We start from the raw sequence: 13,109 nt of genomic DNA on the forward strand, positions 1-13,109 counted from the left end.
CGGGGCATCCCCTCCACCGTCCGCACGTGGTCGGCGAGCGTGACCGGCGGACGCCGGCCGCCCGCTCACTCCACGGCCAGCAACCCCTCGCGCAGCCGTCCGGTGATCCGGGACAGCAGTCGCGACACATGCATCTGGGAGACGCCGAGCTCCCGCCCGATCTCCGACTGCGTCATCTCCGCGCCGAACCGCATCTGGAGGATCCACTTCTCGCGGTCGTCCAGTTCGTCGATCAGCGGCTTGAGCGCCTGTACGTTCTCCGCGACCTCCAACTGCGCGTCGGGCGCGCCGAGTCGGTCGGAGAGGGGCGACGAGGACTCCACGCTGTCGTCGGAGGGCATGTCGATCGAACCGGCCGTGTAGCCGTTGCTCGCGACGACGCCTTCGATGACCTCTTCGGTGTCGAGGTCGAGATACTCCGCGAGTTCGGCCGTGGTCGGGGCGCGGTCCAGCCGCTGCGACAGTTCGTCCGTCGCCTTGGCCAGGTCGATCCGCAGCTCCTGAAGACGGCGCGGCACATGGACGGCCCAGCTCGTGTCCCGGAAGAAGCGCTTGATCTCACCGACGATGTAAGGGACGGCGAAGGTCGCGAACTCCACCTCGCGGCTGAGTTCGAAGCGGTCGATCGCCTTGATGAGGCCGATGGTGCCGACCTGGACGATGTCCTCCATCTGGTCCGAGCGGTTGCGGAAGCGCGTCGCCGCGTACCGCACCAGGGCCAGGTTGAGTTCGATCAGGGTGTTGCGGACGTACTGGTGCTCGTGGGTGCCTTCCTCCAGCTCCGCCAGCCGGACGAAGAAGACCCGGGAGATCTCCCGTGCGTCCTTGGGGGCCACGTCTCCTGGGCATTCCACATACGGAAGCCCCAATTCCGCCATATCGGCCTGATGGGTTCCGTACCGAGTGGTGTCGGTCGGGACTGCGCTCGCCGTGGCCACTGTGTCCTCCCCTGCTCTCTTGGACAGTGCACAGCGCGTGTACCCAGACCCAACCCGCTCATGTCCCCCAGATCGTGACCGGGATATGCCAATCGGGGTCGACGGGGCCCGAGGAGCGCCGCCACGGCTCGTACAAGACGGAAAGTTGCCTGGTCAGAGGGGGTGGGCGCAGGGACTCGAACATCGATTGCCGGGCGGCAGATTTTTTTCGGAACCGCCCGGCCCGGTCCCTAACTCCAGCTCGCGTGGAGGGGCTTGCCCTCCGCGTAACCCGCCGCGCTCTGCACACCGACGATCGACTTCTCCGCGAACTCCTCCAGCGAGTTCGCCCCGGCGTAGGTGCACGCGGACCGGACCCCGGCGATGATCGAGTCGATCAGGTCCTCGACACCCGGCCGCGCCGGGTCGAGGAACATCCGCGAGGTCGAGATGCCCTCCTCGAAGAGCGCCTTGCGGGCCCGTTCGTACGCCGACTCCTCGCTCGTACGGTTCCGTACGGCGCGCGCGGACGCCATGCCGAACGACTCCTTGTAGAGCCGTCCGTCGGCGGCCTGCTGGAGGTCGCCGGGCGACTCGTACGTACCGGCGAACCAGGAACCGATCATCACGTTCGACGCGCCGGCGGCCAGCGCCATCGCCACATCGCGCGGGTGGCGGATTCCGCCGTCGGCCCAGACGTGCTTGCCGTACTTCCTCGCCTCGGCCGCGCACTCCAGTACGGCGGAGAACTGCGGCCGGCCGACGCCGGTCATCATGCGGGTGGTGCACATGGCGCCGGGGCCGACACCGACCTTGACGATGTCGGCGCCCGCCTCGACGAGATCGCGCACTCCCTCGGCGGCCACGATGTTCCCCGCGACGACCGGCACCCTCGGGTCGAGAGCCCGCACGGCCCTGATCGCCGTGAGCATCGACTCCTGGTGGCCGTGCGCGGTGTCGACGACGAGGGTGTCGATGCCCGCGTCGAGAAGCTGCTTGGCCTTGCCCGCGACGTCGCCGTTGATCCCCACGGCGGCGGCGATACGGAGCCGGCCCTCCGCGTCGGTGGCGGGCGTGTAGAGCGTGGCGCGCAGGGCGGCCTTACGGGTGAGGATGCCGATCAGTCCGCCCTCGGCGTCGACGGCCGGGGCCAGCTTGCGGTTGGCGCCGTCGAGCCGGTCGAACGCCTCGGCCGGGTCGATGTCGGCGTCGAGGAGGAGCAGGTCCTTCGACATGACCTCGGAGAGCTGGGTGAAGCGGTCGACCCCGGTCAGATCGTGCTCGGTGACGACGCCGACGGGGCGCCGCCCCTCGTCCACCACCACTCCGGCGCCGTGCGCCCGCTTGGGCAGCAGGGAGAGGGCGTCACCCACGGTCTGTGCCGGGGCGAGGACGATCGGGGTGTCGAGCACCAGATGCCGGCTCTTGACCCAGGAGACGACGTCGGTGACGACCTCGATCGGAATGTCCTGCGGGATGACGACGAGTCCCCCGCGCCGGGCGACGGTCTCCGCCATCCGTCGGCCCGCGATCGCGGTCATGTTGGCGACGACGAGCGGGATGGTGGTGCCGGTGCCGTCGGGGGCGGTGAGGTCCACGCCCTGCCGGGAGCCGACGGCCGAGCGGCTCGGCACCATGAACACATCGTCGTACGTCAGGTCGTACGGCGGCTTCAGATCATTGAGGAAACGCATAGGGACTCTCTCACCTGCGGTCGATCGGAAGGGCGGGTGGGGAGTCAGCCCCGACCGGTGAGGGTCCCGGCTGCGGCTCCTACGTCATCATCGCCGATGGCGGGCGCTTTGGGCGAACCGGCGGAGTGCTTTCCGTATCATCGGCCGACCGGCGTCGATGCCGTTCGTAGCTTTCGTGGCTCGTGGTTCTCGGGGCCTTCGTAGCCCTCGTGGCCCTCGTGGCCTTGCGGGGCGTCGGGCCTCGGCCGAGGGCGCCGTGAGCCGCGGGCGGGGGATCTACTCGCCGTCGGGGTCCGCGCGCTCCAGGGCCGGGCGCGGGCCGGGCTCGAACTCGTTCAGCAGGAAGTCCGCCGCCGCGGTGTCGGTGACCAGGCTCGTCACCAGTCCGGACCTCAGGACGGAGCCGATGGCCGCGCCCTTGCGCTGGCCCCCGGCGATCGCGACGACCTCGGGGATACGGCGCAGCCGGTCGGCCTCGACGGTGATGCACCGCTCGCCCAGGTCGCGTCCGACCCGTCGGCCCTCCGCGTCGAAGAGGTGCGCGGACATCTCGGCCTCGACGCCGAGGGACGCGTAGTGCGAGCGCTCCTCGTCGGTGAGCATGTCGTGGACCGTGGAGATCCCCGCCTCCCAGGAGCCGATGGAGACGGCGGCGACGGTCACCTTGTCGAAGTAGTCGAAGGCGCGGGCGATACCGGGCTGGGCGCGCAGAGCCGCCGCCGTCGCCGGGTCGGGCAGCAACATCGGGGCGTAGATCGGGTGCGCCTCGCCGCCGGAGACCTGGGCGGCGCGCCGTACGGCCTCGACCGAGCCGCGCTCGGCGGTGCCCGCGTCGTACACGCCGGTCAGCTGGACGACGGTGCACGGCGGCAGCCGGTCGAGGGCCGCAGCCATGTGGATGGTGGAGCGGCCCCAGGCGAGGCCGAGGATGTCGCCCTCCACGACCAGCTCGCCGAGGAGGTCGGCGGCGACCTCGCCGAGGTTCTCGGGGTCGGGCGACTCGTCGGCGGTCTCGGCGGGCGACTCCACGACGACGGCGTGCCGCAGCCCGTAGCGGGCGCGCAGGGCGTCGGATCGCTCGGCGTCCAGTTCGGCGGGGACGCGGATCTCGATGCGCACGAGATCGCGTTCGAGGGCGGTCTCCAGGACCCGGGCCACCTTGAAGCGGCTGACGCCGAACTCCTCGGCGATCTGGATCTTGGACTTGCCCTCCAGATAGAAGCGCCGGGCCATGGCCGCCGCCTGCACCAATTCCGCGGGTCCCATGCGCAGGGCCGGCCGACCCGCCGACATACCAGGCACCGCGATCTCCTCACTGCTGTTCACACTGGACGCGCTCTCATCCTGTCAGATTCGGCGGTCCTTGATCAGCCCGGTTGGGCGGCGTTCATTTAGCTGTGGCCAGGTGGCCGTGTGAAGTTGTGGGTCAGTGGGCGCATGCCCAGCCGGCCGAGGCGGTCGCCTCGTCGGCCTGGTGGCGCAGCATTCGTACGGCCGCCGCCGGGTCGTCCGTCCCGTACACCGCGGAACCGGCGACGAAGACATCGGCGCCCGCGTCGGCGCACCGTTCGATCGTTTCGGCGGAGACACCGCCGTCGACCTGGAGCCAGAGCTCCAGACCGTGCTTGGAGATCAGCTCCCTGGTGCGGCGGATCTTGGGCAGCATGATGTCCAGGAAGGCCTGGCCGCCGAAGCCGGGCTCCACGGTCATGATCAGCAGCATGTCGAGCTCGGGAAGCAGGTCCTCGTACGGCTCGATCGGCGTCGCGGGCTTCAGTGCCATCGACGCGCGGGCGCCCTTGGCGCGGATCTCGCGCGCCAGCCGTACGGGGGCGGCGGCGGCCTCCACGTGGAAGGTGACGGAGCCGGCTCCCGCCTCGACGTACCGCGGCGCCCAGCGGTCGGGCTCCTCGATCATCAGATGGCAGTCCAGCGGGGTCTCCGTCGCGCGGGCGAGTGCCTCGACCACCGGCACACCGAGGGTCAGATTGGGCACGAAGTGGTTGTCCATGACATCGACGTGGAGCCAGTCGGCGCCCTCGACGGCTCGCGCCTCTTCGGCCAGTCGTGCGAAATCGGCGGACAGGATGCTGGGGTTGATCTGGGCCATGTGCCAAGCCTGCCATGCTCCGGGCGGCTTCCCCGCCCGTTCTCGGCCCCTTCCCGGCCCGATGTGCGGCATCGGGCCGGAGGGAGGGGCACAGTCCGCGCAAACCTCGCGATTCAGCGGGACAGTCGCTGTCCTCGGGCGGGCCGTGGGCCCGATGCGCCGTTGACTCTCCCTCCGTGGGAGACCCGAGAGTGGCCGTATGCGCAACGACACCGCACCCGAACCTCCGGAATTCGGCATCGGCGAGCTCGCCGCCCGCACCGGTCTGCCGGTCAAACTCGTCCGCCACTGGTCGGATCTCGGCATCGCGCCGCCGGCCGGCCGCTCGCCGTCCGGCTACCGGAAGTACGGCCCGGAGGCCGTGGCCCGGCTCGACCTCGCCCGCACGCTCCGCGAGCTGGGTCTCGGTCTGCCCGAGATCCGGAGCGTGCTCGACCGGGAGCGGGGCCTCGCCGAGACGGCGGCCGTCCACGCCGACGCGCTCGAAGCGCGGATCCGTACGCTCCGGCTCCAGCAGGCGGTGCTGCGCTCGGCCGGGCGGCGCGGGTCGACGGCCGAGGAGCTGAGGGTGCTGACCGAGCTGGCGCGGATGTCGGCGGCCGAGCGCGAGGAGACCGTCCGCTCCTTCGTGACGGGTGCGCTGAACGGGATCGACGCGCCCGGCTACCGCGGCGCCCTGCTGGCCGCGATGCCCGAGCTGCCCGCCGATCCCACGGCCGAGCAGGTCGACGCGTGGTTCGAGCTCAGTTCCCTGGTCCGCGATCCGGCGGTGTCGGCGGGGCTGCGCGGGATGGCCGCGTACGCCGCCGAGCACTCCCCCTCGGTGTACGAGGAGGACCAGGTGCGGGAGGCCGAGCGGGTGACGGACTTCTGGGTACGGACGGTGTCGGCGGCCCTGGCGCAGGGGCTTCCTGCGGACTCGCCCGCGGCGGACGAGGTGGTCGCCGCGGTGGTCGCCGAGTGGCTGCCCGCCCAGAAGGGCACGCCGGGGGCCGACGGGAGCGTACCGGCGGCGGACGGCACGGAGGCGCGCGGGCTGCTGCTGGCGCAGCTGGAGATGGCGTCCGATCCCGGGGTCGAGCGGTACTGGCAGCTGACCTGCCTCATCAACGGCCTGCCGGTACGGCCCGGTCTGGCGGCGGCGGGCGAGTGGCTGATGACGGCCCTGCGGGCGAATCCGGCGCCGGGGGCGCTCGCCGCCCGGCACGAGGCCCTCTACGGGAGCGCTCCTTCCCAGGAGGGGGACGTGGCGGAGTTCCTGCGGCCGGACCGGATCGTGGAGACCTGCGCAACGGTGCTGGGCGAGGTCGAGAAGCTGGTGGCGGGCGTCGGTCCGGACCGGTTCGGCGATCGCACGCCGTGCGCGGGGTGGGACGTACGCGCGCTGCTCGACCATCTGGTGTGGGAGAACCTGATGTGGACGGGACTGGCGACGGGCGCCCCGCCGGAGGCCGGCCCCGAGGCGGACCATCTGGGCACGGACCATGTGGCCGCCTTCCGGGAGGCCGCCGGGAAGACGCTGACGGCGTTCCGCAGGCCCGGGTTGCCCGAGGAGCGCTTCGGTCCCGCCCCCGGCTGGCGGATGGTGGAGCAGCTGCTCATCGAGATGCTGGTCCACGGCTGGGACCTCGCGCGAGCGACGGGGCAGCCGACCGGTTTCGCGCCGGGGATCGCCGCCGCCGTACTGCCGTCGGTGCGGGAGATCTACGGCTCGCTCCCCCGGACGGCGGGCGGTTCGTTCGCACCCGAACAGCGTGCGCCGGAGCACGCCGACGGGAACGACCGGCTGGCGGCGTATCTGGGCCGCGACGTCCTCCGGGGAATGCCTTTGCGCGTGCCGCCGTCCGGATGATGGGGTGCCACGGTGACCGACCACGACGAGACGGCGGGCCTCCGGCCACGGGCGCTGGCCTGGGTGAACCGGCACCTGGAGGCCGGCGAACGGATCGTGGGCAGCGAGGCGCTGCACGGCGGCATCACCGCCGAGATGCGGAGGCTCACCGTCGCCGCGCCCGACGGCGGCAGCCGGTACCTGGTGCTGCGGACCTTCGTCGACGTGGAGCACGCCGAGGACTCGCTGGACCGGGAGGCCGGCGCCCTGACCCAGCTCGCGGGGACCGGCGTGCCGGCTCCCGGGCTGGTCGCGGTGGATCCGACCGCCGCGCACGGCGAGTACCCGTCGCTCCTCATGACGCATCTGGCGGGCCGGACGGTCCTGGATGACGAGGCGGTGGAGAAGCGCGTCCCGCTGCTGGCCCGTCAGCTCGTGGCGATCCACGCGCTGCGGCCCGTCGAGCGGCCCGGGAGGTACGTGACGTCGACGACCGCCGACACCGTCGTGACCCCCGAGGGCGCCGACGCGGCGGCCTGGGCGGCGGCGGTCGACGTGATCCGCGGGCCCGCGCCGCCGTACGAAGGGCGCTTCCTGCACCGGGACTTCCACCCCGGCAATGTGCTGTTCGACATGCCGCCCTCCGGGCCGGCGGGCGCGCGGATCACCGGCGTCGTCGACTGGGCGGCGGCCTCCTGGGGTCCGGCGGATCTCGATGTGGCGCACTGCTCCACCAATCTGGCGCTGCTGCACGGCCCGGCGTGGGGGATGCGGTTCGCCGAGGCGTACGAGGAGGCCGGCGGGGTCCTGGCGGCGACTTCGGGCGAGCGGCTGTACTGGCTGGTGCGGGACGGGCTGGCGTTCTCCGAGGAAGTGGGGCCGGTGTCGCGGCCGTGGCGGGAGGCGGGGAGGACGGAGCTGACGACGCGCGTGGTGGAGGAGCGGCTGGCCGCCTATGTCACGGAGTTGATGGAGACACTCGGCTGAGTGCCCGTTCCCGGGCCCGGCGGAGCGGCTCTCAGGCCGTACGGCGCAGCAGCGCCAGGTACATCGCGTCCGTGCCGTGCAGATGCGGCCACAGCTGGACGTCGGGTCCCTCGCCCAGCGCCGCGACACCGGGCATCAGCGGCCGCGCGTCGACCCACTCGGCCGCCACGGCGGGACCGCCCCGGCCCTTCAGCACGTCCTCCACGACGGCGCGTGTCTCCGCGGGGTGCGGGGAGCAGGTGGCGTAGCCGACGACTCCGCCCACGCGTACGGCGTTCAGCGCCTCGCGCAGCAGTGAGCGCTGGAGCGGCGCGAAGCCCTCCAGGTCCTCGGGGCGGCGCCGCCAGCGGGCCTCGGGGCGGCGGCGCAGGGCGCCCAGTCCCGTACACGGGACATCGACCAGCACCCGGTCGAAGACGCCGGGCCGCCACGGCGGGCGGGTGCCGTCGGCGCTGATCACCTGGTACGGGCCGGGGTTGCCGGCGAGCGCGCGCTCCACGAGGCGCGCCCGGTGCGGCTGCTTCTCCGAGGCGAGCAGCCGCGCGCCGCGCCCGGCCGCCAGCGCGCCGAGCAGTGCCGCTTTGCCGCCGGGTCCCGCGCAGCCGTCGAGCCACCGGGTGTCGGTGCCCTCCAGCGGCGCGTTGGCGAGCGCGAGGGCGACGAGCTGGCTGCCCTCGTCCTGGACCCCTGCCCGGCCCTCGCGTACGGCGTCGATGGCGCCCGGCTCCCCGCCCTCGGTGAGCCGGACCGCGTAGGGGGACCAGCGTCCGGGCAGGCCGGAGTCCTCGCCCAGGGTGTCGAGCAGTTCGTCGGGCGAGATCCGGCCGGGGCGGGCGACGAGCGTCACCTCGGGGCGCTCGTTGTCGGCCTCCAGCAGGTCCTCGATGCCCGCCCGGCCGCCGCCGAGCGCGTCCCAGAGCGCCGAGACGACCCAGCGGGGGTGCGAGTGGACGACGGCGAGATGGTCCTCGGCGTCCTCGTCGTACGGCGGTGCGACCCGCTCCAGCCAGGCGTCGAGGTCGTCCTTGGCGATCTTCCGCAGGACGGCGTTGACGAACTTCGCCCGCCCGTCGCCGAGCACCACGCGGGCCAGCTCCACGCTCGCCGACACGGCGGCGTGGGTGGGGATGCGGGTGCCGAGCAACTGGTGCGCGCCGAGGGCCAGCACGTCGAGGACGGGCGGGTCGACCTGGCGCAGCGGACGGTCGATGCAGGCGGAGATGATCGCGTCGTAGGTGCCCTGGCGGCGGAGCGTGCCGTAGACCAGCTCGGTCGCGAGCGCCGCGTCGCGCGTGTCGAAATCGCCCGCCTCCCTGGCCTTCTTGAGGAGGGGCGGCAGGACGAGGTTGGCGTAGGCGGCGCGTTCGTCGACGGCCCGCAGCGCCTCGAAGGCGAGGATCCGCACGGGATCCTTCTTGGGACGGCGGTAGGGCTTGGGGGGACGGCGACGGGCCTGCTCGTTCAAAGGTGCTCCGCAGTTGGAAAGGCGCTTCCGCAAAGGTGCTACGCGTGTGGGTCGATCATGCCGCACACCTGCGCGTCACCCGTTCAGCGTACGTCCGCGGCCCCGTCGGCCGCGCCGAGCCGCTCGCCGGGCGCGATGCGGACGCCGCGCGCCCAGTCGGCGGCCCGCATCGGCTTCTTGCCCTGCGGCTGGACCCAGAGCAGTTCGACGGCGTACGAACCGGTCCCGACGTGCACGGAGTTCTTGCCGACGGCGGGCTCCCCCGGCGCCAGGTCGGTGCGGTCGGTCACCGGCGCGAGCTGGATGAGCTTGAGGCGTTCGCCGCGGAAGAGCGTCCAGGCGCCGGGGGCGGGGGTGCAGCCGCGTACGACACGGTCGACGCGCAGCGCGGGCGCGGCCCAGTCGACCCGCGCGTCCTCGACGGTGAGCTTGGGGGCGAGGGTGATGCCTTCGGCGGGCTGCGGTACGGCCTTGAGGGTGCCGTCCTCGATGCCGTCCATGGTCGCGACGAGCAGCCCGGCGCCGGCGAAGGCGAGGCGGGTCAGCAGGTCACCGCTGGTGTCGGTGGGCCGTACGTCCTCGGTGATCACGCCGTACACCGGACCCGAGTCCAGCCCCTCCTCGATGAGGAAGGTGGCGGCGCCGGTCGTCTCGTCACCGGCCATGACGGCGTGCTGCACGGGGGCCGCCCCGCGCCAGGCCGGCAGCAGAGAGAAGTGCAGATTCACCCAGCCGTGGACGGGCACGTCGAGCGCGACCCGGGGCAGCAGCGCCCCGTAGGCGACGACGGGGCAGCAGTCGGGCGCGATCTCCCGCAGCCGGGCCAGGAACTCCTCGTCGCGGGGTTTGGCGGGCCGCAGGATCTCGATGCCCGCCTCTTCGGCGCGCTCCGCGACGGGGCTGGCGACGAGCCTGCGGCCGCGTCCGGAGGGCGCGTCGGGGCGGGTCACGACGGCGGCGACCTCGTGCCGGTCGGAGGCGATCAGCGCGTCCAGGGCTGGGACTGCGACCTCGGGGGTGCCTGCGAAGACGAGCTTCACTGCGGGACTTCCTCGCTCTCTCGTGCGGCTCGGAGCCAGTCGTGCGGGCGGCGGGGTGGCGGCGCGGTCGACGACGGACGGCGCACCAGTCTATGGGCCCGACGGGCGTCGGACGGATGGGGGCGTACGGGAGCCCGCGCGCCCCGCACTTGTGCGTATACGCCCCCGCAGCGTGACCACAACGGCGGGTGGCGCGTTGTCAAGGGAGATTGACCACAAACGGGCCGCCCGGTGCGGCCCGATCCGTTTCAACGCCGGTTCGAGAGGCTTGTTCATGGCCGACCACGCAACCCACGACGCACAAGCCCGGGCAAATCTGCACCTGTTGGTGCGGGACATCGAGCGCGTCCGCCGGCAGGTGGACGCATTGCGCACTCTCACAGCCCAGTTGGGCAACGTCTACCGACCGCGCCGTTCAGGCCCCTCGACGGGCTTCGTCGTCTACGGCCGCGCGCCGGCCCCGACCGTCCGTCTCGCGCAGGAGCTGCGGGACAGTGTCGAGAGCCTGGTGACGGCGGCCGTGGACTTCGATCGCTCGCTGGGCTTCTCGTGGGACGCGGTCGGCTCGGCGCTCGGTGTCACCAAGCAGGCGGTGCACCGCCGTTACGGTACGAGGCGGGCGGCCCAGCAGGCCGCCGCCGCCGAGGGCGACCGCCCGCAGGACGCCGCGCCGCCCCTGGGGGCCCCGGCGCCCGGCGCCGTCCCGGCCGTACCGGCGGCCAGGTCGATGCCACCGCAGCCGACGGTGGCCGCCGCCGCGCAGCCGCTGCGCGAGGAGGCCCGCCCGGGGGCGTTCCCCGGGCCGCGCAACGGCTGACACCGCCGGTCGGGTCGGTCCCGGACACCGGGCGGCGGTGCGGGCGCCCGACGACGGATCGTCCGGCCCGGCCCCGGCCCGGTCAGCCGATGTCCGGGGGATCGATGCGGACCCGGACCGGGTCGCCGCCACCGCGTGCCATACGGCTCGCCTGGGCCGACTTCAGGGCCGCCGCCAGCGCCGCGCCGCTGCCCGGGGGCACCCGCAGCAGCGCGCGCTCCCAGATCTCGCCCGGCGGCGGATCGCCGGTCCTGCGGGGCCGGGCCGGGTCGGTGACCGGCAGCGGTACGGGCCCCAAGACCTCGGCGTCGGGCGGCAGTTCGGCGGAGGCCAGGAACGCGGCGACCGCGTCGGGCCTGCCGGAGACCGCGGCCATCCGGGAGACCGGGGGAAAACCCAGCTCCGCCCGCTCCGCGAGCTCGCGCTGGGCGTGGCCCACCGGGTCCCAGCGCACGAGCGCCTGCACGGGGCGCAGCGTCGGTTCGGCCACGACCACGACCGTGCCGCCGTCGCCCTGGCCCCGAACCAGCGACGCGGCGTGCAGCCAGCGCCGCAGCGCCTCCTCCCCCGCCCTCAGGTCGGGCCGGCCCAGCATCGCCCAGCCGTCGAGGAGAAGCGCCGCCGCGTAGCCGTCCTCGGCCACGGGCTCGGCGCCCGGCGTGCTCACCACCAGCGCGGGGCGGCCGGGCACGGAGTCGAGGATGTGGTCGCGGCCGGACGTACGCACCGGGACCGCCGGGAACGCCCGGCCCAGCTCCTCGGCCGTACGCCGCGCCCCGACGACGCTGGCGCGCAGCCGCGTACCGCCGCACTCCGCGCAGCGCCACGCGGGCTCGTCGCGCCCGCACCAGGCACAGTGCAACTCCCGCTGCCCGGACGCCTCCAGGGGGCCCGCGCAGTGGCGGCAGCGGGCGGGCGCGCGGCAGCGCTCGCAGCCGAGCCGGGGCACATACCCGCGCCGGGGGACCTGGACGAGGACGGGGCCGGTCCTGAGCCCGTCCCTGACGGCCTGCCAGGCGAGGCTCGGCAGCCGGGCCGCGCGCGCGGCCTCGTCGCGTGCCAGCTCGCCGTCGCCGACGGTCCGTACGAGGGGCGCGGCCGTCCGGAACCGCTCACGGTCGGCGGTCAGGGGCAACGCCCAGCCGGTCTCGACCAGTTGGGCCGCCTCCACGGTGCAGCCCGTACCGCCGAGGAGGAAGGCGCACCCTTCGTGGGCGGCGCGCAGCAGCAGGACCTCACGGGCGTGCGGCTGCGGCGCGTGCGGCTCGCTGTGGCTGGAGTCGCCGTCGTCCCAGATGGCGACGAGCCCGAGGTCCCGCACGGGGGCGAACATCGCCGCGCGGGTCCCCACCACGGCCCGGACCGAGCCACGCCGGACGGCGAGCCACTGGCCGTACCGCTTCTGGGGCCCCGCCTCGGCGGTGAGCAGCGCGTGGTGTCCCTCGCCGAGCAGCTCCGTGAGCGCGGTGTCGACGCGCGCCGCCACCCGGCCGTCCGGTACGACGACGAGAGCCCCGCGCCCGGACGCGAGCGTCGCCGCGACCGCCCGCGCCAGCTCCTGGGCCCAGTGCGGCCCCGGCAGGGCGATCCACACCGCTCGCGGGGCGCCGCCGTCGGAGAGCGCCTCCAGGAAGGCCGGCCCCTTCCCGTACCGCTCCCAGGTGCCCGCCTCCGGGCGGCCGGGCGCGGGCAGCGGGCCGGGCGACTCCTTGGCCTCCGCGCGCGCGTTCCTCGGCGGCACGGCCAGTTGCAGTACGTCGGCGAGGCTGCCCGCGTAGCGGTCGGCGACCGCCCGCGCGAGCCCGAGCAGCTCGGCGTCGAGCACCCGCTCCGGGGAGACCACACCGGCCAGCGCGGCGAGCGGTCCCGCGTAGTCGGACTCGGCCCGGCGCTCGACGACGAACCCGTCGATCAACCGCCCGCCCTCGCGCCGCCCGCCGCGCACCTGGTGCGCCCCGGCCCCGAACCGCACCCGCACCCGCACCCCCGGCTGCGCGGCCTCGTCGAGCTCCTCGGGCACGGCGTAGTCGAAGAACTGATCGAGATGCAGCACGCCCTTGTTCACGACCACCCGGGCGACCGGCAGCTCCCCCGCCAACGGCGCCCCTCGCCAGGTCCGCGGCTTGGCCCGGGGCACCTTCGCGGTCCGCACGGTCTCCCGGATGAGCGCGAGCTGCTCCGGCCCGCCGTCCCCGTCACCACCGTCCCCGCCGTCCCCGCCGTCCAGGGCGGACTCCTCCGAGGACTC

The 13,109-nt window shown here is 73.8% G+C and carries 10 protein-coding genes; 3 read left to right on the top strand and 7 right to left on the bottom strand.

Annotated features, from left to right (window positions below; genetic code table 11):
- Positions 1 to 65: 65 nt before the first annotated feature.
- From ACFWU9_RS09330 to rpe, 4 genes are all read right to left on the bottom strand, one after another.
- Positions 66 to 938, bottom strand: coding sequence for an RNA polymerase sigma factor SigF (locus tag ACFWU9_RS09330; RefSeq protein ID WP_384315973.1), 873 nt, complete (start codon positions 936 to 938; stop codon positions 66 to 68).
- Positions 939 to 1,168: 230 nt separating this feature from the next.
- A complete protein-coding gene (locus tag ACFWU9_RS09335; protein WP_384315975.1) occupies positions 1,169 to 2,611 on the bottom strand; it encodes a GuaB1 family IMP dehydrogenase-related protein in 1,443 nt (480 codons plus the stop codon).
- 276 nt (positions 2,612 to 2,887) lie between these two features.
- Positions 2,888 to 3,937: a sugar-binding transcriptional regulator gene (locus tag ACFWU9_RS09340; RefSeq protein WP_384315977.1), complete on the bottom strand. Its 1,050-nt coding sequence runs from the start codon at positions 3,935 to 3,937 to the stop codon at positions 2,888 to 2,890.
- A 100-nt stretch (positions 3,938 to 4,037) separates the two neighbouring features.
- Positions 4,038 to 4,721: a ribulose-phosphate 3-epimerase gene (gene rpe / locus ACFWU9_RS09345; protein ID WP_384315979.1), complete on the bottom strand. Its 684-nt coding sequence runs from the start codon at positions 4,719 to 4,721 to the stop codon at positions 4,038 to 4,040.
- Positions 4,722 to 4,920: 199 nt separating this feature from the next.
- On the opposite strand from rpe, the gene ACFWU9_RS09350 reads away from it, so the two are divergent.
- Positions 4,921 to 6,573 (top strand): TIGR03086 family metal-binding protein, encoded by a 1,653-nt coding sequence (locus ACFWU9_RS09350; protein ID WP_384315981.1) that lies wholly within the window; start codon positions 4,921 to 4,923, stop codon positions 6,571 to 6,573.
- Between the two features lie 12 nt (positions 6,574 to 6,585).
- Positions 6,586 to 7,539, top strand: a complete 954-nt coding sequence (locus ACFWU9_RS09355) for a phosphotransferase family protein (RefSeq protein ID WP_384315982.1) — start codon at positions 6,586 to 6,588, stop codon at positions 7,537 to 7,539.
- 31 nt (positions 7,540 to 7,570) lie between these two features.
- Here the strand turns inward: ACFWU9_RS09355 and ACFWU9_RS09360 are convergent, their stop codons facing one another.
- The gene (locus tag ACFWU9_RS09360; protein ID WP_384315984.1) at positions 7,571 to 9,004 is read right to left on the bottom strand and encodes an RsmB/NOP family class I SAM-dependent RNA methyltransferase; all 1,434 of its coding nucleotides are present in this window, start codon (positions 9,002 to 9,004) and stop codon (positions 7,571 to 7,573) included.
- 83 nt (positions 9,005 to 9,087) lie between these two features.
- A complete protein-coding gene (fmt, locus tag ACFWU9_RS09365; protein ID WP_384315986.1) occupies positions 9,088 to 10,044 on the bottom strand; it encodes a methionyl-tRNA formyltransferase in 957 nt (318 codons plus the stop codon).
- Between the two features lie 274 nt (positions 10,045 to 10,318).
- Between fmt and ACFWU9_RS09370 the strand changes: the two genes are divergently transcribed.
- Complete coding sequence (locus ACFWU9_RS09370) at positions 10,319 to 10,861, top strand: hypothetical protein (RefSeq protein WP_384315987.1); 543 nt, start codon at positions 10,319 to 10,321, stop codon at positions 10,859 to 10,861.
- 82 nt (positions 10,862 to 10,943) lie between these two features.
- On the opposite strand, the gene ACFWU9_RS09375 is transcribed toward ACFWU9_RS09370, so the two are convergent.
- Positions 10,944 to 13,088 (bottom strand): primosomal protein N', encoded by a 2,145-nt coding sequence (locus ACFWU9_RS09375; RefSeq protein ID WP_384316310.1) that lies wholly within the window; start codon positions 13,086 to 13,088, stop codon positions 10,944 to 10,946.
- Positions 13,089 to 13,109: the final 21 nt, after the last annotated feature.

This window comes from Streptomyces sp. NPDC058653 (assembly GCF_042716895.1).
In the GTDB taxonomy this organism is placed as follows: Bacteria; Actinomycetota; Actinomycetes; order Streptomycetales; family Streptomycetaceae; genus Streptomyces.

Bases quoted from the DNA above. Each gene is read 5' to 3' on its own strand.
- ACFWU9_RS09350 (WP_384315981.1), top strand. From the start codon at position 4,921: ATGCGCAACGACACCGCACCCGAACCTCCGGAATTCGGCATCGGCGAG.
- ACFWU9_RS09370 (WP_384315987.1), top strand. From the start codon at position 10,319: ATGGCCGACCACGCAACCCACGACGCACAAGCCCGGGCAAATCTGCAC.
- rpe (WP_384315979.1), bottom strand. From the start codon at position 4,721: ATGGCCCAGATCAACCCCAGCATCCTGTCCGCCGATTTCGCACGACTG.
- ACFWU9_RS09335 (WP_384315975.1), bottom strand. From the start codon at position 2,611: ATGCGTTTCCTCAATGATCTGAAGCCGCCGTACGACCTGACGTACGAC.